This is a genomic window from Streptomyces sp. NPDC005533 (assembly GCF_042871845.1).
Lineage (GTDB): Bacteria > Actinomycetota > Actinomycetes > Streptomycetales > Streptomycetaceae > Streptomyces.
Window position 1 is genome coordinate 14,102 of record NZ_JBIAJH010000026.1, and the last position, 22,706, is coordinate 36,807.

Here is a 22,706-nt window from a genome sequence, read left to right on the forward strand (position 1 = left end):
GGCGCGATAGGGTCGGAGGACCAATGGGGGAATCGGTGCGGCCGGCAGTTCAGGCACAGACAGAGAGCGGTGTGACGTGTCCGGTGTAGAGGTGGCCGGGATCATCGTGGCCGTCTTCTGGGCCATCCTGATCTCGTTCCTCGCCGTGGCGCTGGCGAGGCTGGCCCAGGTGCTCAGGGCGACCACCAAGCTGGTGGCCGACGTGACCGACCAGGCCGTCCCGCTGCTCGCCGACGCCTCGACCACCGTCCGCTCCGCGCGCACCCAGCTGGACCGGGTCGACGCCATCGCGAGCGACGTCCAGGAGGTCACCTCGAACGCCTCCGCGCTGTCCTCCACCGTGGCCACCGCCTTCGGCGGGCCGCTGGTGAAGGTCGCGGCCTTCGGCTACGGCGTCCGCAAGGCGCTGGGCAAGGGGGATGCCGCGGCGTCGGGCGGCGTGCCGCCGAAGACATCCCGACGTAACGTGATCGTTGGCCGTACGGTGCCGCCCGCCCGGCGCCGGAAGCAGAAGGGCTGAGACCGCCGATGTTCCGCCGAGCCTTCTGGTTCACCGCAGGCGCAGCCGCCGGCGTGTGGGCCACCACCAAGGTCAACCGTCAGCTGAAGAAGCTGACACCGGAGAGTCTCGCGGCCCAGGCGGCCGACAAGGCCGTCGAGGCGGGCCACCGCCTCAAGGACTTCGCCCTCGACGTCAAAGCGGGAATGACGCAGCGCGAGGACGAGCTGAACGACGCACTGGGGCTGCACCAGGCCCCCGACGGACCCGACAACGTCACCGCCCTTCCCGGGCCGCGGCGGCTGCGGGCCATCGAGAACGACCACACCACCCACCGACCAACGTTTTCGTACGACCGGAATGAGGACCACTGATGGAGTCGGCTGAAATTCGCCGCCGCTGGCTGAGCTTCTTCGAGGAGCGCGGTCACGCCGTTGTCCCTTCGGCGTCGCTCATCGCGGACGACCCGACTCTGCTGCTGGTCAACGCGGGCATGGTCCCGTTCAAGCCGTACTTCCTCGGTGAGACCAAGCCGCCGGCCCCCCGGGCCACCAGCGTGCAGAAGTGCGTCCGTACGCCGGACATCGAAGAGGTCGGCAAGACCACCCGCCACGGCACCTTCTTCCAGATGTGCGGCAACTTCTCCTTCGGGGACTACTTCAAGGAAGGCGCCATCAAGTACGCCTGGGAGCTGCTCACCAGCTCCGTGGCGGACGGCGGCTACGGCCTGGAGCCCGAGAAGCTCTGGATCACCGTCTACCTCGACGACGACGAGGCCGAGACGATCTGGCGCGACGTGATCGGCGTGCCCGCCGAGCGCATCCAGCGCCTGGGCAAGAAGGACAACTTCTGGTCCATGGGCGTCCCGGGCCCCTGCGGCCCCTGCTCGGAGATCAACTACGACCGCGGCCCCGAGTTCGGCGTCGAGGGCGGCCCGGCCGTCAACGACGAGCGCTACGTGGAGATCTGGAACCTGGTCTTCATGCAGTACGAGCGCGGCGCCGGCGACGGGAAGGAAGACTTCCCGATCCTCGGCGACCTGCCGTCGAAGAACATCGACACCGGCCTCGGCCTCGAACGCCTCGCGATGATCCTGCAGGGCGTGCAGAACATGTACGAGACCGACACCCTGCGCGTGGTCATGGACAAGGCCACCGAGCTGACCGGCGTGCAGTACGGCGCCGCCCAGGGCACCGACGTCTCGATGCGCGTGGTCGCCGACCACATCCGCACCTCCGTCATGCTCATCGGCGACGGCGTGACCCCCGGCAACGAGGGCCGCGGCTACGTGCTGCGCCGCATCATGCGCCGCGCCATCCGCAACATGCGCCTCATGGGCGCCACCGGCCCGGTCGTCCAGGACCTCGTCGACGTCGTGATCAACACGATGGGGCAGCAGTACCCGGAGCTGGTCACCGACCGCAAGCGCATCGAGACCGTCGCGCTCGCCGAAGAGGCCGCCTTCCTCAAGGCCGTCAAGGGCGGCACCAACATCCTCGACACCGCCGTGACCGAGACCAAGGCCGCCGGCGGCACGGTCCTCTCCGGCGACAAGGCGTTCCTGCTCCACGACACCTGGGGCTTCCCGATCGACCTGACCCTGGAGATGGCCGCCGAGCAGGGCCTCTCCGTGGACGAGCCCGGCTTCCGCCGCCTGATGCAGGAGCAGCGCGACCGCGCCAAGGCCGACGCCAAGGCCAAGAAGACCGGCCACGCCGACGTCTCCTCGTACCGCGAGATCGCCGACAGCGCCGGGGCCACCGAGTTCACCGGATACGCCACCAACCAGGGCGAGTCCACCATCGTCGGCCTCCTGGTCAACGGCGTCTCCGCGCCCGCCGCCTCCGAGGGCGACGACGTCGAGGTCGTCCTCGACCGCACCCCCTTCTACGCCGAGGGCGGCGGCCAGCTCGCCGACCAGGGCCGCATCAAGCTCGACTCGGGCGCCGTCATCGTCGTCCGCGACGTGCAGCAGCCGGTCCCGGGCGTCTCCGTGCACAAGGGCTCCGTCCAGGTCGGCGAGGTGACGGTGGGCGCCTCCGCGTACGCCGCCATCGACGTCAGCCGCCGCCGGGCCATCGCCCGCGCCCACTCGGCCACGCACCTGACCCACCAGGCGTTGCGCGACGCCCTCGGCCCGACCGCCGCCCAGGCCGGTTCGGAGAACTCGCCGGGCCGCTTCCGCTTCGACTTCGGTTCGCCGAACGCCGTTCCCGGCTCGGTCCTCACCGACGTCGAGCAGAAGATCAACGACGTGCTCTCGCGCGAGCTCGACGTCACGGCCGAGATCATGAGCATCGACGAGGCCAAGAAGCAGGGCGCCATCGCCGAGTTCGGCGAGAAGTACGGCGAGCGCGTGCGCGTCGTCACCATCGGCGACTTCTCCAAGGAGCTGTGCGGCGGCACGCACGTCGGCAACACCTCCCAGCTGGGTCTGGTGAAGCTGCTCGGCGAGTCCTCCATCGGCTCGGGCGTGCGCCGCGTCGAGGCCCTCGTCGGTGTGGACGCGTACAACTTCCTCGCCAAGGAGCACACGGTCGTCGCCCAGCTCCAGGAGCTGGTCAAGGGCCGTCCGGAGGAGCTGCCGGAGAAGATCGCCTCCATGCTCGGCAAGCTGAAGGACGCCGAGAAGGAGATCGAGAAGTTCCGCGCGGAGAAGGTCCTCCAGGCCGCCGCCGGGCTCGCCCAGAACGCCCAGGACATCCACGGCGTCGCCCTTGTCGTCGGCCAGGTGGCGGACGGCATCGGCGCCGACGACCTGCGCAAGCTGGTCCTCGACGTCCGCGGCCGCATCCCGGGCGACCGCCCGGCCGTCGTGGCCCTGTTCACGGTGGCGGGCGGCCGTCCGCTGACCGTCATCGCCACCAACGAGGCCGCCCGCGAGCGCGGCCTCAAGGCCGGTGACCTGGTGCGTACGGCCGCCAAGACCCTCGGTGGCGGCGGCGGCGGAAAGCCGGACGTCGCCCAGGGCGGCGGCCAGAACCCGGGCGCCGTCCCGGAGGCCATCAGCGCCGTCGAGCGCCTCGTCGTCGAGACGGCCTGACGATGACGCTGCGCCGCGGCCGCCGGCTCGCCATCGACGTCGGTGACGCCCGGATCGGGGTCGCCTCGTGCGACCCCGACGGGGTGCTGGCCACGCCGGTGGAAACCGTCCCGGGCCGGGACATCCCCTTCGCCCACCGGCGGCTGCGGCAGCTCGTCGAGGAGTACGAACCCCTCGAAGTCGTGGTCGGCCTCCCCCGCTCGCTCAGCGGGCGGGAGGGGCCGGCCGCGGTCAAGGTGCGTGCCTTCGCCAACGAACTGGCCAAGGGCATCAAGCCGGTGACGGTCCGTCTGGTGGACGAGCGGATGACCACGGTCACCGCCGCCCAGGGGCTGCGGGCCTCCGGGAAGAACGCGAAGAAGGGCCGGTCGGTCATCGACCAGGCGGCCGCTGTGGTGATCCTTCAGAACGCTCTTGAGACCGAACGGGTATCAGGTAATCCGCCCGGTGAGTGCGTCGAAGTGGTTGTCTGATCGCGATACGGTAACGTTCCGCGCGATGAGACGGCATTCGAACAGCCGTCGCCCACCGTCAAAGAGGCGGAACCGGGTGCCACGGACGACGGAGTCCGTGGCCTCCGTCTCGCGGCTCTAGGGGACCGATGACTGAGTATGGCCGGGGCCGTGGCCCCGAACCCTGGCACCCCGAGGATCCCCTGTACGGGGACCAGGGGTGGACCGGGCACCAGACCCAGCAGGGCCAGGCGCCCTACGGTGGTGCCCCGCAGCAGGAGTACCCGCAGGAGCCCCAGTACCCACAGCAGTACCCCGAGCAGTACCAGCAGTACCCCCAGCAGTACCCGGAGTACGAGCAGCAGCAGTACCCGCAGCCGTACCCCGACCAGCAGTACGCCGCGCAGCAGGAGGCCTATGCCCCGCAGCAGGCGTATGCCCCCCAGCAGCAGGTCTACGCCCCGCAGCAGCCGCAGCAGCCCCAGCAGCCGCACCCGCAGGCCCAGCCCCAGCAGCCGGTGTACGACAACCAGGGCTGGGACACCGGCCAGGGCCAGTACGCGGCCGCGGTGCAGGCCGACCCCTACGTGGGCGCGGACCCGTACGCGCAGCAGACCGTCGCCGGCTACCCCGGCGAGGCCCCCGACCTCTACACCACGCCCGAGGCCTACCCGCCGCCGCAGCCCCCGGGCCGGCGTCACCTGGAAGCGGAACCGGTCGAGGAGGAGGCGGAGGAGCCCGAGACCGGCTTCCTCGCAGGTGGCGACGGCGACGACGACGGGGACGAGCCCGGCCGCCGCGGCAGCCGTTCGAAGGGCGGCAAGCCGAAGAAGCGCAGTGGCATGGCCTGCCTCGTCGCGGCCGTGGTCATCCTCGGCGTGGTCGGCGGTGGCGGCTACTACGGCTACTCGTACATCAAGGCGAAATTCGGCGCGGCCGAGGACTTCGCGGGCGAGGGCACGGACGAGCTGGTCGACGTGGAGATCCCCAAGGGCGCGCTCCTGGGGCAGATGGGCCGCATCCTCAAGGACGCCGGCGTGGTCGCCAGCGCCCAGGCCTTCGTCGACGCCGCGAACACCAACACCAAGAGCAAGTCGATCCAGCCCGGCATCTACCCGATGAAGAAGAAGATGTCGGGTGCCGCCGCCGTCGCGCTGATGATCGACCCCAGCAAGCTGAACGTCATCACCGTCACCGAGGGCATGCGCAACGCCAAGGTGTACGAGGCGATCGACAAGAAGCTGGGCAAGCCGGAGGGCACCACCCGGGAGATCGCCCTGCGCGATGCCAAGAACCTGGGACTGCCGGCCTGGGCCGGCAACAACCCGAAGCTCATGGACCCGCTCGAGGGCTTCCTGTACCCGATGCGCTACGACCTCAGCAAGGACAGCACCCCCGAGTCGCTGCTCAAGGTGATGGTCAAGAACGCGAGCGACAAGTACGCGGAAGCGGGCGTCGAGGCCAAGGCCAAGGAGCTCGGCCTGGACAACCCGCTCCAGGTGATCACGGTCGCCAGCCTCGTCAACGCCGAGGGCAAGAACCACGACGACTTCCGGAAGATGTCCGAGGTGGTCTACAACCGCCTGAAGAAGACCAACGACGTCACGAACCAGAAGATCGAGTTCGACTCGACGTACAACTACGCCAAGGGCCAGAGCGAGATCAACTTCAACCTCAAGGAAGCCCAGGCCTTCAACAACCCGTACAACACGCACTTCATCAAGGGACTGCCCGTCGGCCCGATCGGCAACCCCGGCCTGGACGCGCTGACCGCTACGCTCAACCCGGATCACGGCGGGTGGATGTTCTTCGTGTCGGTCGACGGCAACACGACGACCTTCACCAAGACCTACGAAGAGCACCTCAAGCTCGTCGACGAGTTCCAGGAACGGCAGAAGCAGAAGAACGGCGGGTAGCAGGACATGTCACGGATACGGGCCGCGGTGCTGGGTTCGCCCATCGAGCACTCCCTCTCACCGGTGCTGCACCGCGCCGCCTACCAGGAGCTCGGCCTCGACGACTGGTCGTACGACCGCTTCGAGATCGACGAGGCCGCGCTCCCGGGGTTCGTCGCCGGACTCGGCCCCGAGTGGGCCGGGCTGTCGCTGACGATGCCGCTCAAGCGGGCGGTCATCCCGCTGCTGGACGGCGTCAGTGACACGGCCGCGTCCGTCGAGGCGGTCAACACGGTCGTCCTCACGGAGGACGGCCGGCGCCTCGGCGACAACACCGACATCCCCGGCATCGTCGCAGCGCTCCGCGAACGCGGCGTCGAGAAGGTGTCCTCGGCCGCCGTCCTGGGCGCCGGAGCCACCGCCTCCTCGGCGCTCGCCGCGCTCTCGCGGATCTGCTCCGGCGAGGTCACGGCGTACGTCCGCTCGCGGGCGCGCGCCGACGAGATGCGGCAGTGGGGCGAGCGGCTCGGGGTTCCCGTCCGCACGGCCGACTGGTCCGAGGCGGCCGGGGCACTGTCCGCGCCGCTGGTCATCGCCACCACCCCGGCCGGGGCCACCGACGCACTGGCCGCCGCCGTGCCCGATGCCCCGGGCACCCTCTTCGACGTCCTGTACGAGCCCTGGCCCACGGCCCTCGCGGCCGCCTGGTCGCGTCGCGGCGGCAAGCTCCTCGGCGGCCTGGACCTCCTGGTGCACCAGGCGGTCCTCCAGGTCGAGCAGATGACGGGGCGCGCCCCGGGCCCGCTCGCCGCCATGCGGGCCGCCGGAGAGCGGGCGCTCGCCGCCCGCTAGGCTTTCGACCTGCGCGTATTCACAGGGGGCGGCATGGGCGAGTCGGGCACGGAGCTGATACTGGCGTCGAAGTGGGACATCCCCTTCGTGGTGTTCGGGGTGGTCCGGGTGGCGTTCGCCAACCTGCCCCTCTGGGTGAAGGCGATCGTGTTCGGGCTGGTGGTGGCCCTCGCCGGGTGGACGGGGATCACCTGGCTCCGCGAGCGGCGCCGGGCCGCTCGCCCCGGCACCGGTGACCGAACGGGCTGACGTACTCGTCGTACATCACCCTGCCGCCCCGGTACTGCGTGCTGCGCAGGATCCCCGGCGAGCAAAAGGAAACGATCTTTCGCGAAGCGCGGATGGCCCTCGCAGTGTGTCAGGACACCGTCAATTTCGGGCGTCTGGCCGGGAAGCGGGGGGATCAGGCGTCCGATAGCTGGACCGGGGCCCGGCAAACCCGTCCGGACATGGGAGGATCGGGTCAGGCGGGTCCGGGCCGCGCACCCCGATCGCGCCGTCGCTGTACCAGGCGCGAGCATGAGGAGCATCGTTGAGCAGGTTGCGTTGGCTGACCGCCGGGGAGTCGCACGGACCGGCGCTGGTAGCGACGCTGGAGGGCCTTCCCGCCGGCGTCCCGGTCACCACCGAGCTGGTGGCCGACCACCTGGCCCGGCGCCGGCTCGGCTATGGCCGCGGTGCCCGGATGAAGTTCGAGCAGGACGAGATCACCTTCCTGGGCGGCGTCCGGCACGGCCTGTCGCTGGGTTCTCCCGTGGCCGTCATGGTCGGCAACAGCGAGTGGCCCAAGTGGGAGACGGTCATGTCGGCCGACCCGGTGGACCCCTCGCTGCTCAAGGACACCGGCCGCAACGCGCCGCTCACCCGCCCGCGGCCCGGCCACGCCGACCTCGCCGGCATGCAGAAGTACGGCTTCGACGAGGCCCGGCCGATCCTGGAGCGCGCCAGCGCCCGTGAGACCGCCGCCCGCGTCGCCCTCGGCGCGATCGCCCGCTCCTTCCTCAAGGAGGTCGCCGGCATCGAGATCGTCTCGCACGTGGTGGAACTGGCCGCGGCCAAGGCCCCGTACGGCGTCTACCCGACCCCGGCCGACGTCGACAAGCTCGACGCCGACCCGGTGCGCTGCCTCGACGCCGACGCGAGCAAGGCGATGGTCGCGGAGATCGACCAGGCCCACAAGGACGGTGACACCCTCGGCGGCGTCGTCGAGGTGCTCGCCTACGGCGTCCCCGTCGGCCTCGGCTCGCACGTCCACTGGGACCGCCGGCTCGATGCCCGCCTCGCCGCCGCCCTCATGGGCATCCAGGCCATCAAGGGCGTCGAGGTCGGCGACGGCTTCGAGCTCGCCCGCGTGCCCGGCTCGAAGGCCCACGACGAGATCGTCTCCACCCCCGAGGGCCTCAAGCGCACCTCCGGCCGCTCCGGCGGCACCGAGGGCGGTCTGACCACCGGCGAGCTGCTGCGCGTACGCGCCGCGATGAAGCCCATCGCGACCGTCCCGCGCGCGCTGGCCACCGTGGACGTGGCCACCGGAGAGGCGACGGTGGCCCACCACCAGCGCTCCGACGTGTGCGCCGTGCCGGCCGCCGGCATCGTCGCCGAGGCCATGGTGGCCCTCGTCCTGGCCGACGCCGTCGTCGAGAAGTTCGGCGGCGACTCGGTCCCGGAGACCCGTCGCAACGTGCAGTCGTACCTCGACCACCTGCAGATCCGGTGACGGGCGGACCGCTGGTCGTCCTCGTCGGCCCCATGGGGTCCGGCAAGTCCACGGTGGGGGCGCTGCTCGCCGAGCGGCTCGGCGTCCCCTACCGGGACACCGACGCCGACATCGTCGCGGCCGAGGGCCGGGAGATCTCCGACCTCTTCGTCGACGAGGGCGAGCCGTACTTCCGTGAGCGGGAACGGCGGGCGGTCGCCGCCGCCGTCGCCGAGCACACCGGAGTCCTCGCCCTCGGCGGCGGCGCCGTCCTCGACGAGGGCACCCGCGAGCTGCTCACCGGCCTGCCCGTCGCCTACCTGTCGATGGACGTCGAGGAAGCCGTACGGCGCGTGGGCCTCGGCGCCGCGCGCCCGCTGCTCGCCGTCAACCCGCGCCGCCAGTGGCGCGAGCTGATGGACGCGCGGCGCCCCCTGTACACCGAAGTCGCGCGCGTCGTGGTGGCCACCGACGACCGCACCCCCGAAGAGGTCGCCCAGGCGGTCCTCGACGCTCTGGAGTTGAAGGACGTATGACAGACCAGGTGACGCGGATCCAGGTCGGCGCCAGTGCCGGACACGACGCGTACGACGTGCTCGTCGGGCGGCAACTGCTCGGCGAGCTCGGCTCCCTGATCGGTACGAAGGCCCAGCGGGTCGCCGTGATCCACCCCGAGGCGCTCGCCTCGACGGGTGAGGCGCTGCGCGACGACCTCGCCGAGCAGGGCTACGAGGCGGTCGCCATCCAGGTGCCGAACGCCGAGGAGGCCAAGACCATCGAGGTCGCCGCCTACTGCTGGAAGGCGCTCGGCCAGTCCGGCTTCACCCGCACCGACGTCATCGTCGGCGTCGGCGGCGGAGCCACCACGGACCTCGCGGGCTTCGTCGCGGCCTCCTGGCTGCGCGGGGTGCGCTGGATCGCGGTGCCGACCACCGTCCTCGCGATGGTGGACGCGGCGGTCGGCGGCAAGACCGGCATCAACACCGCCGAGGGCAAGAACCTGGTGGGCGCCTTCCACCCGCCGGCCGGCGTGCTGTGCGACCTCGCGGCGCTGGACTCGCTGCCGGTCAACGACTACGTCAGCGGCCTCGCCGAGATCATCAAGGCCGGATTCATCTCCGACCCGGCGATCCTCGACCTGATCGAGGCGGACCCGGCCGCGGCCCGCACCCCCGACGGCCCGCACACGGCCGAGCTCATCGTGCGCTCCATCCAGGTCAAGGCCGACGTGGTCTCCAGTGACCTCAAGGAGTCGGGGCTGCGGGAGATCCTCAACTACGGCCACACCCTCGCGCACGCCATCGAGAAGAACGAGCGCTACAAGTGGCGGCACGGCGCGGCCGTCTCGGTCGGCATGGTCTTCGCCGCCGAACTCGGCCGGCTCGCGGGCCGGCTCGACGACGCGACCGCCGACCGGCACAAGGAGATCCTCGCCGCCGTCGGGCTGCCGCTCACCTACCGCGGCGACCAGTGGCCCAAGCTGCTCCAGACCATGCAGGTCGACAAGAAGTCCCGCGGCAACCTGCTGCGCTTCATCGTCCTCGACGGACTGGCCAAGCCGACCGTCCTGGAGGGCCCCGACCCGGCGCACCTGATCGCCGCCTACGGCGAGGTGTCGGCGTGAGCCGCCCGGTGCTCGTGCTGAACGGCCCGAACCTGGGCCGGCTCGGCTCGCGCGAGCCCGACGTGTACGGGGCCACCTCGTACGCCGGACTGGTCGAGAGCTGCCGCTCGCTGGGCGGGGAGCTCGGCTTCGACGTCGAGGTCCGGGAGACCAACGACGAGGGCGAGCTCGTGCGTTGGCTGCACGAGGCGGCGGACGGGAAGATCCCCGTGGTCATCAACCCGGGGGCCTTCACCCACTACTCGTACGCCATGCGGGACGCGGCCGCGCAGCGCACCGCCCCGCTCATCGAGGTGCACATCTCGAACCCGTACGCCCGCGAGGAGTTCCGGCACACCTCGGTCATCGCGGCCGTCGCGACCGGCACGGTGGCGGGCTTCGGGATCGGTTCGTACCGGCTGGCGCTGCGCGCACTGGCGGAGGAGATCTCCGCCTGACACCCTGCCTGACGGTGCTGGTGGACGGTCTGGCCTCCGCGGTCATATAACGTTCTCGCATCAGTCGCCGGAACGAGACGGAGTGGCAGCGGATGCAGCAAGGAGTGGGGGGCGGGGGAGCGGGCTGGGGTCAGCAGGGACCGCACCCGGCGGCGCCCCCGCAGCCACCCATAGCCCCGGCGCAGGGCTGGCCGGGCCAGCCCGGGCACCAGCCCCCGCCGCAGCAGGGCCACCAGCCCCCGCCGCTTGCGATGCCGTCCCTGTCGGAGGCCACCGGTCACATCCCGCTGCCGCCCGCGGTGGCGGGGACCGGAGGGGCCGTCCTCGCCGTGCTCCTGATCGGCCCGGCGGGTGCCGGCAAGACCACCGTGGCCCGGCACTGGGCGAGCACCCGGCCCGTGCCGACGGCCCACGTCAGCCTCGACGACGTCCGCGAGTGGGTGTGCTCGGGCTTCGCGGACCCGCAGGCGGGCTGGAACGAGCACTCCGAGGCCCAGTACCGGCTCGCCCGCCGCACCTGCGGCTTCGCCGCACGCAACTACCTGGCGAACGGGATCTCCTGCATCCTGGACGACGCGGTCTTCCCCGACCGGCCCGTGGTCGGGCTGGGCGGCTGGAAGCGGCACGTGGGACCCACGCTGCTGCCCGTGGTGCTGCTGCCCGGTCTGGAGATCGTGCTGGAACGCAACGCGGCCCGCTCCGGCAACCGCCGGCTCTCCGACGAGGAGGTCGCGCGGATCCACGGCCGGATGGCCGGCTGGTACGGCTCCGGCCTGCCGATCATCGACAACTCCCACCTCGACGTCGAAGGCACCGCGCGCGCCCTCGACGAGGCGCTGGCCCGGGCCCTGACAGGGCCGTAGGCGCGGCCGCCCACGCCCCGTCCGGACGCGCTCACCAGGCCGGATCCGCGGCGCGCTCGTACGCTCGAAGACATGTCAGACGTGTACGCCGCCCGCCGGGGCCTGCTTCGCGACCGATGCGCCGCCGCGGGAAACGCCGCCGCACTGATCACGCGTCCGGCGAACGTCCGCTACCTCTCCGGGGCGTCCCCGCTCGGCGCCGTACTGCTGGTCGGGCCCACCGATGACGTGCTGTTCTGCGCCGGCGCGCCCACCGGGGAGGCCGACGAGGGGCGGCTCGACGAGCACCTCAGGGTCTCCGTCCTGGGGAACCCCGGCGCCGACCCGGCCGTCGCGGCCGCCGACATGGCCGCCGCGGTACGGGCCGACTCGCTCGCGGTGGAGGAACACCACCTCACGGTCGGCCGGCACCGCGCCCTGCGCTCGGTGGCACCCAGGCTGCGCCTCGCCGACCTCGGCAGCGCGGTGGAGCAGCAGCGCCTCGTCAAGGACGAGGAGGAGATCGCCTGCCTGCGGATCGCCGCCGAGATCGCCGACCAGGCGCTCGGCGAGCTGCTGGAGTCCATCCTCGTCGGGCGCACCGAACGGCACCTGGCGCTGGAGCTGGAGCGGCGCCTCGTCGACCACGGGGCGGACGGTCCGGCCTTCCCGACCTCCGTCGGCACCGGCCCGCACTCGGGCCGCTCCCTCCACCGCCCCTCCGACCGACGGGTGGAGGAGGGCGACTTCCTCTCGGTCTGCCTCGGCGCCAACTACCGCGGCTACCGCTGCGAGATCGGCCGGACCTTCGTGATCGGCACCAGCCCCGCGGACTGGCAGATCGCGCTGTACGACCTCGTGTTCAGCGCCCAGCGGGCCGGCCGCGAGGCCCTGCTGCCCGGTGCGGCCTACCGGGACGTGGACCATGCCGCACGCTCCGTCCTGGACTCCGCGGGCCACGCGGAAGCCCTCGCTCCGTCGACCGGACACGGTGTGGGCCTCGAAATCGACGAGGACCCGCAGCTTGCACCTACGGCAATGGGTAAACTGGACGCTTGCGTGCCGGTCACCGTCGAACCGGGGGTTCACCTCCCGGGCCGGGGAGGTGTCCGGATCGATGACACGCTCGTCGTACGCCCCGAGGCGGACGGCGGTCCAGAGCTACTCACCATTACGACCAAGGAGCTGCTCGCGCTCTAGCCCGCACTGCCGGGCTGTGCGCGCACCCGTGGTCTTCCAGTGCAGGAGATTCCGCAACCGTGGCTTCCACGAACGACCTCAAGAACGGCATGGTGCTGAAGCTCGACGGGGGCCAGCTCTGGTCCGTCGTCGAGTTCCAGCACGTCAAGCCCGGCAAGGGCCCGGCCTTCGTGCGCACCAAGCTCAAGCACGTGCTCTCCGGCAAGGTCGTCGACAAGACCTTCAACGCCGGCACCAAGGTCGACACGGCCACGATCGACCGCCGCGACATGCAGTTCTCGTACATGGACGGCGAGTACTTCGTCTTCATGGACATGACCACCTTCGACCAGCTGATGGTGGACAAGAAGGCTGTCGGCGACGCCGCCAACTTCCTGATCGAGGGCTTCACCGCCTCGGTCGCCCAGCACGAGGGCGAGGTGCTCTACGTCGAGCTCCCGGCCGCGGTCGAGCTCAAGATCGAGCACACCGACCCGGGCGTCCAGGGCGACCGCTCCACCGGTGGCACCAAGCCCGCCACCCTGGAGACCGGTTACGAGATCCAGGTCCCGCTCTTCGTCACCACCGGCGAGACGGTCAAGGTCGACACCCGCACCAGCGACTACCTCGGCCGGAAGAGCAACTAACCCGTGGCTGCTCGGAGCAATGCGCGCAAGCGCGCCTTCCAGATCCTTTTCGAGGCCGACCAGCGCGGGGTGCCCGTTCGCGAGGTCCTCGCGGACTGGATCCGCCACTCGCGGTCGGACGACCGTCAGCCGCCGGTCAGCGCCTTCACGATGGATCTCGTCGAGGGGTACGCCGACAAGGTCAACCGCATCGACGACCTGATCGTCACCTACGCCGTGGACTGGGAGCTCGACCGCATGCCGGTCGCGGACCGGAACATCGTGCGGCTCGGTGCCTACGAGCTGATCTGGGTGGACGACACCCCGGACGCCGTGGCCATCGACGAGGCCGTCCAGCTGGCCAAGGAGTTCTCGACGGACGAGTCCCCCTCGTTCGTGAACGGGCTGCTGGCCCGGTTCAAGGACCTGAAGCCGAGCCTGCGCCGCGAGTAGCCTCCGGCGGTTCGGCACAGCGGAGGGGCCGCAGCGCGTGCGCTGCGGCCCCTCCGCTTTTCCGGAACGACGAAAACCGGCGGGGGGGGGGGGGGGGGGCGGGGGGGGGGGGGCCGCCCCCGCGGGGGGGGGGGGCCCCGGGGGGGGGGGGCCGCCGGCGGGGGCGCCCCCCCCCCCCGCTGCGCCCCCCCCCCCCCCCCCGGGGGGGGCCGGCCCCCCCGGGGGGGCCCCCCCCCCCCGCCGGTAACGTTTCTGCTGGTCCTGGAACCGGGGACTAGATGTCCTCGTGCGCCACGGCGCGGCGCGCGTCCGCGTCCAGCACGCCCCAGCTGATCAGCTGTTCGGTCAGGACCGAGGGGGACTGGTCGTAGATGACGGCCAGGGTGCGCAGGTCGTCCTGGCGGATCGACAGCACCTTGCCGTTGTAGTCGCCGCGCTGGCTCTGGATGGTCGCCGCGTAACGCTGCAGCGGGCCGGCCTTCTCGGCGGGAACGCCCGCCAGGCGCTCCAGGTCGAGGCGCAGCTTCGGCGGCGGCTCGGCCGCTCCACCGGGAGTCGTGCCCGGCAGCAGTTCCTGCACCGGAACCCCGTAGAAGTCGGCCAGCTCGGCAAGACGCTGGACGGTCACGGCGCGGTCCCCGCGCTCGTAGGACCCGACCACCACGGCCTTCCACCGGCCCTGGGACTTCTCCTCGACACCGTGGAGGGAGAGGCCCTGCTGGGTGCGGATGGCGCGGAGCTTGGCCCCGAGCTGTTTGGCGTATTCGCTGGACATAACGCTCCCGGACGCTGTGACGCTGTGACGACATGGACGCTGTGACGACATTGACCACGTGCGGCTCCGCCGCGCGGCTGGTAACTCACTGTGAGGTTACGCAGCGTTACTTGGATGCGTCAAGCCGAATGGTCTTCGTCGCCCCCTCACGAGGGGCCCCAGCAGCCCCCTGGGAGCCCCTGCGTCCCAGGCCGGTGCCGGACGACCGGCCGCACCCTGGTACCGTGGGACACGTACATCAGACGTCCTTTAAGGTCCGTCCCGTGAGGCGGAGAAGGAGGTCCTTTTCATGGACACCCAGCAGCAGCCCGATTCCATGCGCCCGGTACTCGAAGCGCAGGACATCGCGCGGGTCCTGACCCGCATCGCCCACGAGATCGTCGAACGCGCCAAGGGCGCCGACGACGTGGTGCTCCTCGGCATTCCCACCCGCGGTGTGTACCTCGCCCGCCGGCTGGCCGCCAAGCTCGAAGAGATCACCGGCACGAAGATCCCGGTCGGCTCCCTCGACATCACCATGTACCGCGACGACCTGCGGATGAAGCCCGCCCGCGCGATCGGCCGCACCGAGATCCCCGGTGACGACCTCGACGGCCGCCTCGTCGTCCTCGTCGACGACGTGCTCTTCTCCGGCCGCACGATCCGCGCCGCGCTCGACGCCCTCGGCGACCTCGGCCGCCCGCGCGCCGTGCAGCTCGCCGTCCTCGTCGACCGGGGCCACAGAGAGCTCCCGATCCGCGCCGACTACGTCGGCAAGAACCTCCCCACGTCGCTGCGGGAGACCGTCAAGGTCCAGCTCCAGGAGGAGGACGGCCGTGACGCCGTGCTGCTCGGCCAGCGGACCGCCCAGGCAGCAGGGCTGTAGCCCCCACCGAGTGACGGGCCCCCCGAGGGGGTCCGCGCCGAGGCCTGCCCTGCCCGCCCGCACCTCTGCCCGTCCGTCCGCCCGCCTGCCCTCCCGACCTACGGAGCCATCCAGATGAAGCGCCACCTCATCTCGGCCGCCGATCTCACGCGCGACGACGCCGTCCTGATCCTCGACACCGCCGAGGAGATGGCCCGCGTCGCGGACCGGCCGATCAAGAAGCTGCCCACCCTGCGCGGTCTCACGGTCGTCAACCTCTTCTTCGAGGACTCGACCCGCACCCGGATCTCCTTCGAGGCGGCCGCCAAGCGGCTCTCCGCCGACGTCATCAACTTCTCCGCCAAGGGTTCCTCCGTTTCCAAGGGCGAATCCCTGAAGGACACCGCGCTGACCCTGGAGGCCATGGGCGCCGACGCGGTCGTCATCCGCCACCACGCCTCCGGCGCGCCCTACCGGCTCGCGACCTCCGGCTGGATCGACTCCGCCGTGGTCAACGCCGGCGACGGCACCCACGAGCACCCCACCCAGGCCCTGCTGGACGCCTTCACCATGCGCCGCCGCCTGGTCGGCCGCGACGCCGGCCTCGGCAAGGACCTGAACGGCCGCCGCATCACCATCGTCGGCGACGTCCTGCACAGCCGCGTCGCCCGCTCCAACGTGCAGCTGCTCCACACCCTCGGCGCCGAGGTCACCGTCGTGGCCCCGCCCACCCTGGTCCCGATCGGCGTCGAGAGCTGGCCCTGCGAGGTCTCGTACAGCCTCGACGACGTGCTGCCCAAGTCCGACGCGGTCATGATGCTGCGTGTGCAGCGCGAACGCATGAACGCCGCCTTCTTCCCGACCGAGCGCGAGTACTCCCGCCGGTACGGGCTCGACGGCGACCGCATGGCGAAGATGCCCGAGCACGCCATCGTGATGCACCCCGGCCCGATGAACCGCGGCATGGAGATCACCGCCCAGGTCGCCGACTCCGACCGCTGCACGGCCGTCGAGCAGGTCGCCAACGGCGTCTCCACCCGGATGGCCGTCCTGTACCTGCTGCTCGGAGGGTCCGAGCCCGCCGTCACCACCACCCCCGCCGCCCCGCGCACCGAGGAGAGCAAGTAACCATGAGCAAGATCCTTATCCGTGGCGCGAAGGTACTCGGCGGCGAGGCGCAGGACGTCCTGATCGACGGCGAGACCATCGCGGAGGTGGGCACCGGCCTGTCCGCCGAGGGCGCGACCGTCATCGAGGCCGAGGGCCAGGTCCTCCTCCCGGGCCTCGTCGACCTGCACACCCACCTGCGCGAGCCCGGCCGCGAGGACTCCGAGACCGTCCTCACCGGCACCCGCGCCGCCGCCTCCGGCGGCTACACCGCCGTGTTCGCCATGGCGAACACCTTCCCGGTCGCCGACACCGCCGGCGTCGTCGAGCAGGTCTGGCGCCTGGGCAAGGAGTCCGGCTACTGCGACGTGCAGCCCATCGGCGCCGTCACCGTCGGCCTGGAGGGCAAGCAGCTCTCCGAGCTGGGCGCCATGCACGACTCCGCCGCCCGCGTCACCGTCTTCTCCGACGACGGCAAGTGCGTGGACGACGCCGTGATCATGCGCCGCGCCCTGGAGTACGTGAAGGCCTTCGGCGGCGTCGTCGCCCAGCACGCCCAGGAGCCCCGCCTCACCGAGGGCGCCCAGATGAACGAGGGCGTCGTCTCCGCCGAGCTGGGCCTCGGCGGCTGGCCGGCCGTCGCAGAGGAGTCGATCATCGCCCGCGACGTCCTCCTCGCCGAGCACGTCGGCTCCCGCGTCCACATCTGCCACCTCTCCACCGCCGGCTCCGTCGAGATCGTCCGCTGGGCCAAGTCCCGCGGCATCGACGTCACCGCCGAGGTCACCCCGCACCACCTCCTCCTCACCGAGGAGCTCGTGCGCTCGTACAACGCGGTCTACAAGGTCAACCCGCCGCTGCGCACCGAGCGCGACGTGCTGGCCCTGCGCGAGGCGCTCGCCGACGGCACGATCGACATCGTCGCCACCGACCACGCCCCGCACCCGCACGAGGACAAGGACTGCGAGTGGGCCGCCGCCGCCATGGGCATGGTCGGCCTGGAGACCGCGCTCTCCGTCGTCCAGCAGACGATGGTGGAGACCGGACTGCTCGACTGGGCGGGCGTCGCCGAGCGGATGTCCTTCGCCCCGGCGCGCATCGGCAGCCTGGAGAACCACGGCCGACCCGTCTCGGCAGGTGAACCCGCGAACCTGACCTTGGTCGATACCTCGTACCGTGGTGTCGTGGACCCCGCACACTTCGCCTCCCGCAGCCGCAACACGCCTTACGAGGGCCGTGAGCTGCCGGGGCGCGTCACTCACACCTTCCTGCGGGGCCGGGCAACGGTCGTGGACGGGAAACTGGCGTGACACCTGCAGTAATCCAACTGGCCGCCGAGGCCGCCGAACGACAGTCGGCGGAGGTGACCAGCTTCGGCGCCCGCATGGCGTGGGTGATCGGCCTGGCCGTCTTCGTCGCGTTCGTCTACTGGCTGATGCGGCAGGGCTGGAAATGGCGCGGCGCTCTGCAGAACGATCTGCCGGAGCTGCCCGCCGCCCCCGACGGCCTTCCCGAGCACCGGCTGGCCCTGACCGGCCGGTACCACGGGTCCACCACCGCCGGGCAGTGGCTCGACCGGATCGTCGCCCACGGTCTGGGCCTGCGCAGCCGGGTCGAGCTCACGCTCACCGACGCGGGCCTCGACGTGGTCCGACCGGGTGCCAACGACTTCTTCGTACCGGCCGCGCAACTGCGCGGCGCCCGCCTCGACAAGGGAATCGCGGGCAAGGTACTCACCGAGGGCGGACTGCTCGTCGTCACCTGGGCGCACGGCGACAAGCTGATCGACTCCGGATTCCGCTCCGACCGCGCGGCCGAACACGCCGCCTGGGTCGAAGCGATCAACCTCATGAACCAATCCATCACGACGGAAGGCGCCGAACGATGACGACCTCCACCAGGGGAGCAGCCAAAGCTCCCGCCGTACTCGTCCTGGAGGACGGTCGGATCTTCCGCGGCCGTGCCTACGGCGCTGTGGGGGAGACCTTCGGCGAGGCCGTGTTCTCCACCGGCATGACCGGATACCAGGAGACCCTCACCGACCCGTCGTACCACCGGCAGGTCGTCGTGATGACCGCCCCGCACGTGGGCAACACCGGCGTCAACGACGAGGACCCCGAGTCCTCCCGCATCTGGGTGGCCGGCTACGTCGTCCGCGACCCCGCCCGCGTCCCCTCCAACTGGCGTTCGCAGCGCTCGCTGGACGAGGAGCTCGTCAAGCAGGGCGTCGTCGGGATCTCCGGAATCGACACCCGCGCCCTGACCCGCCACCTGCGCGAGCGCGGCGCCATGCGGGTCGGCATCTTCTCCGGCGACGCCTGGACGGGCATCCGCGACGAGGCCCTGGTGGCCAAGGTGCAGTCCCAGCCGCAGATGAAGGGCGCGAACCTCTCCGCCGAGGTCGCCACCAAGGAGGCGTACGTCGTCCCCGCGATCGGCGAGAAGAAGTTCACCGTCGCCGCCGTCGACCTCGGCATCAAGGGCATGACCCCGCACCGGATGGCCGAGCGCGGCATCGAGGTGCACGTGCTGCCCGCCACCGCGACCGTCGAGGACGTGTACGCGGTCAACCCGGACGGCGTGTTCTTCTCCAACGGCCCGGGCGACCCGGCCACCGCCGACGGCCCCGTCGCCGTCATGCAGGGCGTGCTGGAGCGCCGGACGCCGCTCTTCGGGATCTGCTTCGGCAACCAGATCCTCGGCCGCGCGCTCGGCTTCGGCACCTACAAGCTGAAGTACGGCCACCGCGGCATCAACCAGCCGGTGCAGGACCGCACCACCGGCAAGGTCGAGGTCACCGCGCACAACCACGGCTTCGCCGTCGACGCGCCCCTCGACAAGGTGTCCGAGACCGCCTACGGCCGCGCCGAGGTCTCGCACGTCTGCCTGAACGACAACGTCGTGGAAGGCCTCCAGCTGCTCGACCAGCCGGCCTTCTCCGTCCAGTACCACCCCGAAGCAGCCGCGGGCCCGCACGACGCCGCGTACCTCTTCGACCGCTTCGTAACCCTGATGGAGGCCGAGCGTGCCTAAGCGCACCGATATCCAGTCCGTCCTGGTCATCGGCTCCGGCCCGATCGTCATCGGACAGGCCGCCGAGTTCGACTACTCCGGCACCCAGGCCTGCCGCATCCTCAAGGCCGAGGGCCTGCGGGTCATCCTGGTCAACTCCAACCCCGCGACGATCATGACCGACCCGGAGATCGCCGACGCCACGTACGTCGAGCCGATCACCCCCGAGTTCGTCGAGAAGATCATCGCGAAGGAGCGCCCCGACGCGCTGCTCCCCACCCTCGGCGGCCAGACCGCGCTCAACACCGCGATCTCCATGCACGAGCAGGGTGTGCTGGAGAAGTACGGCGTCGAGCTCATCGGCGCCAACGTCGAGGCCATTAACAAGGGCGAGGACCGCGACCTCTTCAAGGGCGTCGTCGAGGCCGTCAAGGCCAAGATCGGATACGGCGAGTCCGCCCGCTCGGTCATCTGCCACTCGATGGACGACGTCATCAAGGGCGTCGACACCCTCGGCGGCTACCCCGTCGTCGTCCGCCCCTCCTTCACCATGGGCGGCGCCGGCTCCGGCTTCGCCCACGACGAGGACGAGCTGCGCCGCATCGCCGGCCAGGGCCTCACGCTCTCCCCGACCACCGAGGTGCTCCTGGAGGAGTCCATCCTCGGCTGGAAGGAGTACGAGCTGGAGCTGATGCGCGACACCAAGGACAACGTGGTCGTCGTCTGCTCCATCGAGAACTTCGACCCGATGGGCGTCCACACCGGCGACTCCATCACCGTCGCCCCGGCGATGACGCTGACCGACCGCGAGTACCAGCGGCTGCGCGACATCGGCATCGCGATCATCCGCGAGGTCGGCGTCGACACCGGCGGCTGCAACATCCAGTTCGCGATCGACCCGACCGACGGCCGCGTCATCGTCATCGAGATGAACCCGCGCGTGTCCCGCTCGTCCGCGCTCGCGTCGAAGGCCACCGGCTTCCCGATCGCCAAGATCGCCGCGAAGCTGGCCATCGGCTACACGCTCGACGAGGTCCCCAACGACATCACCGAGAAGACCCCGGCCTCCTTCGAGCCGTCCCTCGACTACGTCGTCGTCAAGGCCCCGCGCTTCGCCTTCGAGAAGTTCCCGCTCGCCGACGCCACCCTCACCACCACGATGAAGTCGGTCGGCGAGGCCATGGCCATCGGCCGCAATTTCACCGAGGCGCTGCAGAAGGCCCTGCGCTCCCTGGAGAAGAAGGGCTCGCAGTTCACCTTCGTCGGCGACCCGGGCGACAAGGAAGAGCTGCTGCGCACCGCGGTCCGCCCGACCGACGGCCGCATCAACACCGTCATGCAGGCCATCCGCGCCGGCGCCACCCCGGAGGAGGTCTTCGAGTTCACGAAGATCGACCCCTGGTTCGTCGACCAGCTCTTCCTCATCAAGGAGATCGCGGACGAGCTGACCGCGGCCGACAAGCTCCACCCCGAGCTGCTCGCCGAGGCCAAGCGCCACGGCTTCTCCGACGCCCAGATCGCCGAGATCCGCGGCCTGCGCGAGGACGTCGTCCGCGAGGTCCGCCACGCGCTGGGCGTCCGCCCGGTCTACAAGACGGTCGACACCTGCGCCGCCGAGTTCGCCGCGAAGACCCCGTACTTCTACTCCTCGTACGACGAGGAGTCCGAGGTCGCGCCCCGCACCAAGCCCGCGGTGATCATCCTGGGCTCCGGCCCGAACCGCATCGGCCAGGGCATCGAGTTCGACTACTCCTGCGTCCACGCCTCGTTCGCGCTCAGCGACGCCGGCTTCGAGACCGTGATGGTCAACTGCAACCCGGAGACCGTCTCCACGGACTACGACACCTCCGACCGCCTGTACTTCGAGCCGCTGACGCTCGAGGACGTGCTGGAGATCGTCCACGCGGAGTCGCTGGCCGGCCCCATCGCCGGTGTCGTCGTCCAGCTCGGCGGCCAGACCCCCCTCGGTCTCGCCCAGGCGCTCAAGGACAACGGCGTGCCCGTCGTCGGCACCTCCCCGGAGGCCATCCACGCCGCCGAGGACCGCGGCGCCTTCGGCCAGGTCCTCGCCGAGGCCGGCCTGCCCGCCCCCAAGCACGGCACCGCCACCACCTTCACCGGCGCGAAGGCCATCGCCGACGAGATCGGCTACCCGGTCCTCGTCCGCCCGTCCTACGTGCTCGGCGGCCGCGGCATGGAGATCGTCTACGACGAGGCCCGCCTCGAGTCGTACATCGCCGAGTCCACCGAGATCTCCCCGACCCGCCCCGTGCTGGTCGACCGCTTCCTCGACGACGCCATCGAGATCGACGTCGACGCCCTCTACGACGGCCACGAGCTCTACCTCGGCGGCGTCATGGAGCACATCGAGGAAGCCGGCATCCACTCCGGCGACTCGGCCTGCGCGCTGCCCCCGATCACCCTCGGCGGCTACGACATCAAGCGCCTGCGCGCCTCCACCGAGGCCATCGCCAAGGGCGTCGGCGTCCGCGGCCTGATCAACATCCAGTTCGCGATGGCGGGCGACATCCTCTACGTCCTGGAAGCCAACCCGCGCGCCTCCCGGACCGTCCCCTTCACCTCGAAGGCGACCGCCGTCCCCCTCGCGAAGGCCGCCGCCCGCATCTCGCTCGGCACCACCATCGCCGAGCTGCGCGAGGAGGGCCTGCTGCCGAAGACCGGCGACGGCGGCACCCTGCCGATCGACGCGCCGATCTCCGTCAAGGAGGCCGTCATGCCGTGGTCGCGCTTCCGCGACATCCACGGCCGCGGCGTGGACACCGTCCTCGGCCCGGAGATGCGCTCCACCGGCGAGGTCATGGGCATCGACGCCGTCTTCGGCACCGCCTACGCCAAGTCGCAGGCCGGCGCCTACGGCCCGCTGCCCACCAAGGGCCGGGCGTTCATCTCCGTCGCCAACCGCGACAAGCGCTCGATGATCTTCCCGGCGCGCGAGCTCGTCGCACACGGCTTCGAGCTGATGGCCACCTCCGGCACCGCCGAGGTGCTGCGCCGCAACGGCATCAACGCCACCGTGGTGCGCAAGCTCAGCGAGGGCGAGGGCCCGAACGGCGAGAAGACCATCGTCCAGCTGATCCACGACGGCCAGGTCGACCTGATCGTCAACACCCCGTACGGCACCGGCGGCCGCCTCGACGGCTACGAGATCCGCACGGCGGCCGTGGCCCGCAGCGTCCCCTGCCTCACCACGGTCCAGGCACTCGCCGCGGCCGTCCAGGGCATCGACGCGCTCAACCGCGGCGACGTGGGCGTGCGCTCCCTCCAGGAGCACGCGGAGCACCTGACCGCGGCCCGCGACTAAGCAGCCCGTACAGCCCGGAAACGGGAGGGGGGACACCGGTTTCACGAC

The 22,706-nt window shown here is 71.0% G+C and carries 22 protein-coding genes; 21 read left to right on the forward strand and 1 reads right to left on the reverse strand.

The window, feature by feature from the left end; translation table 11 throughout:
* The first annotated feature begins 76 nt into the window (after positions 1-76).
* The 15 genes from ACFYP3_RS24655 (at position 77) to nusB (ending at position 13,598) form a co-directional block, all read left to right on the forward strand.
* Positions 77-520, forward strand: coding sequence for a DUF948 domain-containing protein (locus ACFYP3_RS24655; RefSeq protein ID WP_365477525.1), 444 nt, complete (start codon positions 77-79; stop codon positions 518-520).
* Between the two features lie 8 nt (positions 521-528).
* A complete protein-coding gene (locus tag ACFYP3_RS24660; protein WP_388836353.1) occupies positions 529-873 on the forward strand; it encodes a DUF6167 family protein in 345 nt (114 codons plus the stop codon).
* Entirely contained in the window at positions 873-3,542 is a 2,670-nt protein-coding gene (alaS, locus tag ACFYP3_RS24665) for an alanine--tRNA ligase (protein WP_388836356.1), read from the forward strand. Before ACFYP3_RS24660 ends, alaS begins: the two co-directional genes overlap by 1 nt.
* 2 nt (positions 3,543-3,544) lie before the next feature.
* On the forward strand, positions 3,545-4,015 hold the full coding sequence (gene ruvX, locus ACFYP3_RS24670; protein ID WP_030009552.1) for a Holliday junction resolvase RuvX: 471 nt from the start codon (positions 3,545-3,547) through the stop codon (positions 4,013-4,015).
* A gap of 128 nt (positions 4,016-4,143) precedes the next feature.
* Positions 4,144-5,910, forward strand: coding sequence for an endolytic transglycosylase MltG (gene mltG / locus ACFYP3_RS24675; protein ID WP_388836359.1), 1,767 nt, complete (start codon positions 4,144-4,146; stop codon positions 5,908-5,910).
* 6 nt (positions 5,911-5,916) lie between these two features.
* The gene (locus ACFYP3_RS24680; protein ID WP_388836362.1) at positions 5,917-6,741 is read left to right on the forward strand and encodes a shikimate dehydrogenase; all 825 of its coding nucleotides are present in this window, start codon (positions 5,917-5,919) and stop codon (positions 6,739-6,741) included.
* A gap of 33 nt (positions 6,742-6,774) precedes the next feature.
* Complete coding sequence (locus ACFYP3_RS24685) at positions 6,775-6,990, forward strand: hypothetical protein (RefSeq protein WP_388836364.1); 216 nt, start codon at positions 6,775-6,777, stop codon at positions 6,988-6,990.
* Between the two features lie 283 nt (positions 6,991-7,273).
* A complete protein-coding gene (gene aroC, locus ACFYP3_RS24690) occupies positions 7,274-8,458 on the forward strand; it encodes a chorismate synthase (RefSeq protein WP_388836367.1) in 1,185 nt (394 codons plus the stop codon).
* Positions 8,455-8,973, forward strand: a complete 519-nt coding sequence (locus ACFYP3_RS24695) for a shikimate kinase (RefSeq protein ID WP_388836370.1) — start codon at positions 8,455-8,457, stop codon at positions 8,971-8,973. The genes aroC and ACFYP3_RS24695 overlap by 4 nt, the downstream gene beginning before the upstream one ends.
* Positions 8,970-10,061 carry a 3-dehydroquinate synthase gene (gene aroB, locus ACFYP3_RS24700; protein ID WP_388836373.1) on the forward strand — a complete coding sequence of 364 codons (1,092 nt, stop codon included), beginning with the start codon at positions 8,970-8,972 and terminating at the stop codon, positions 10,059-10,061. Before ACFYP3_RS24695 ends, aroB begins: the two co-directional genes overlap by 4 nt.
* Positions 10,058-10,498 carry a type II 3-dehydroquinate dehydratase gene (gene aroQ / locus ACFYP3_RS24705; protein ID WP_388836375.1) on the forward strand — a complete coding sequence of 147 codons (441 nt, stop codon included), beginning with the start codon at positions 10,058-10,060 and terminating at the stop codon, positions 10,496-10,498. The genes aroB and aroQ overlap by 4 nt, the downstream gene beginning before the upstream one ends.
* 92 nt (positions 10,499-10,590) lie before the next feature.
* Positions 10,591-11,361, forward strand: a complete 771-nt coding sequence (locus ACFYP3_RS24710; protein ID WP_388836378.1) for an AAA family ATPase — start codon at positions 10,591-10,593, stop codon at positions 11,359-11,361.
* 72 nt (positions 11,362-11,433) lie between these two features.
* Positions 11,434-12,540 (forward strand): aminopeptidase P family protein, encoded by a 1,107-nt coding sequence (locus tag ACFYP3_RS24715; RefSeq protein ID WP_388836381.1) that lies wholly within the window; start codon positions 11,434-11,436, stop codon positions 12,538-12,540.
* 59 nt (positions 12,541-12,599) lie between these two features.
* Complete coding sequence (gene efp / locus ACFYP3_RS24720; RefSeq protein WP_327412890.1) at positions 12,600-13,166, forward strand: elongation factor P; 567 nt, start codon at positions 12,600-12,602, stop codon at positions 13,164-13,166.
* A 3-nt stretch (positions 13,167-13,169) separates the two neighbouring features.
* On the forward strand, positions 13,170-13,598 hold the full coding sequence (nusB, locus tag ACFYP3_RS24725) for a transcription antitermination factor NusB (protein ID WP_388836386.1): 429 nt from the start codon (positions 13,170-13,172) through the stop codon (positions 13,596-13,598).
* A gap of 274 nt (positions 13,599-13,872) precedes the next feature.
* Here nusB and bldD read toward each other — a convergent pair whose 3' ends face one another.
* Positions 13,873-14,373 (reverse strand): transcriptional regulator BldD, encoded by a 501-nt coding sequence (bldD, locus tag ACFYP3_RS24730; RefSeq protein WP_007263032.1) that lies wholly within the window; start codon positions 14,371-14,373, stop codon positions 13,873-13,875.
* Positions 14,374-14,662: 289 nt separating this feature from the next.
* Between bldD and pyrR the strand changes: the two genes are divergently transcribed.
* The 6 genes from pyrR (at position 14,663) to carB (ending at position 22,658) form a co-directional block, all read left to right on the forward strand.
* Positions 14,663-15,238 (forward strand): bifunctional pyr operon transcriptional regulator/uracil phosphoribosyltransferase PyrR, encoded by a 576-nt coding sequence (pyrR, locus tag ACFYP3_RS24735; RefSeq protein WP_030706334.1) that lies wholly within the window; start codon positions 14,663-14,665, stop codon positions 15,236-15,238.
* A 114-nt stretch (positions 15,239-15,352) separates the two neighbouring features.
* Positions 15,353-16,345, forward strand: coding sequence for an aspartate carbamoyltransferase catalytic subunit (locus ACFYP3_RS24740; protein WP_388836390.1), 993 nt, complete (start codon positions 15,353-15,355; stop codon positions 16,343-16,345).
* Positions 16,346-16,347: 2 nt separating this feature from the next.
* Positions 16,348-17,634 (forward strand): dihydroorotase, encoded by a 1,287-nt coding sequence (locus ACFYP3_RS24745; RefSeq protein WP_388836393.1) that lies wholly within the window; start codon positions 16,348-16,350, stop codon positions 17,632-17,634.
* Positions 17,631-18,212 (forward strand): hypothetical protein, encoded by a 582-nt coding sequence (locus ACFYP3_RS24750; RefSeq protein WP_388836396.1) that lies wholly within the window; start codon positions 17,631-17,633, stop codon positions 18,210-18,212. Before ACFYP3_RS24745 ends, ACFYP3_RS24750 begins: the two co-directional genes overlap by 4 nt.
* The gene (gene carA, locus ACFYP3_RS24755) at positions 18,209-19,357 is read left to right on the forward strand and encodes a glutamine-hydrolyzing carbamoyl-phosphate synthase small subunit (RefSeq protein WP_388836399.1); all 1,149 of its coding nucleotides are present in this window, start codon (positions 18,209-18,211) and stop codon (positions 19,355-19,357) included. The genes ACFYP3_RS24750 and carA overlap by 4 nt, the downstream gene beginning before the upstream one ends.
* A complete protein-coding gene (gene carB / locus ACFYP3_RS24760; RefSeq protein WP_388836402.1) occupies positions 19,350-22,658 on the forward strand; it encodes a carbamoyl-phosphate synthase large subunit in 3,309 nt (1,102 codons plus the stop codon). The genes carA and carB overlap by 8 nt, the downstream gene beginning before the upstream one ends.
* Positions 22,659-22,706: the final 48 nt, after the last annotated feature.

What these genes read in the sequence shown, in the direction of transcription:
- ACFYP3_RS24660 (WP_388836353.1), top strand. Translation starts at nt 529, where the DNA reads ATGTTCCGCCGAGCCTTCTGGTTCACCGCAGGCGCAGCCGCCGGCGTG.
- alaS (WP_388836356.1), top strand. Translation starts at nt 873, where the DNA reads ATGGAGTCGGCTGAAATTCGCCGCCGCTGGCTGAGCTTCTTCGAGGAG.
- ruvX (WP_030009552.1), top strand. Translation starts at nt 3,545, where the DNA reads ATGACGCTGCGCCGCGGCCGCCGGCTCGCCATCGACGTCGGTGACGCC.
- mltG (WP_388836359.1), top strand. Translation starts at nt 4,144, where the DNA reads ATGACTGAGTATGGCCGGGGCCGTGGCCCCGAACCCTGGCACCCCGAG.
- ACFYP3_RS24680 (WP_388836362.1), top strand. Translation starts at nt 5,917, where the DNA reads ATGTCACGGATACGGGCCGCGGTGCTGGGTTCGCCCATCGAGCACTCC.
- ACFYP3_RS24685 (WP_388836364.1), top strand. Translation starts at nt 6,775, where the DNA reads ATGGGCGAGTCGGGCACGGAGCTGATACTGGCGTCGAAGTGGGACATC.
- aroB (WP_388836373.1), top strand. Translation starts at nt 8,970, where the DNA reads ATGACAGACCAGGTGACGCGGATCCAGGTCGGCGCCAGTGCCGGACAC.
- ACFYP3_RS24710 (WP_388836378.1), top strand. Translation starts at nt 10,591, where the DNA reads ATGCAGCAAGGAGTGGGGGGCGGGGGAGCGGGCTGGGGTCAGCAGGGA.
- ACFYP3_RS24715 (WP_388836381.1), top strand. Translation starts at nt 11,434, where the DNA reads ATGTCAGACGTGTACGCCGCCCGCCGGGGCCTGCTTCGCGACCGATGC.
- bldD (WP_007263032.1), bottom strand. Translation starts at nt 14,373, where the DNA reads ATGTCCAGCGAATACGCCAAACAGCTCGGGGCCAAGCTCCGCGCCATC.
- pyrR (WP_030706334.1), top strand. Translation starts at nt 14,663, where the DNA reads ATGGACACCCAGCAGCAGCCCGATTCCATGCGCCCGGTACTCGAAGCG.
- ACFYP3_RS24740 (WP_388836390.1), top strand. Translation starts at nt 15,353, where the DNA reads ATGAAGCGCCACCTCATCTCGGCCGCCGATCTCACGCGCGACGACGCC.
- ACFYP3_RS24745 (WP_388836393.1), top strand. Translation starts at nt 16,348, where the DNA reads ATGAGCAAGATCCTTATCCGTGGCGCGAAGGTACTCGGCGGCGAGGCG.
- carA (WP_388836399.1), top strand. Translation starts at nt 18,209, where the DNA reads ATGACGACCTCCACCAGGGGAGCAGCCAAAGCTCCCGCCGTACTCGTC.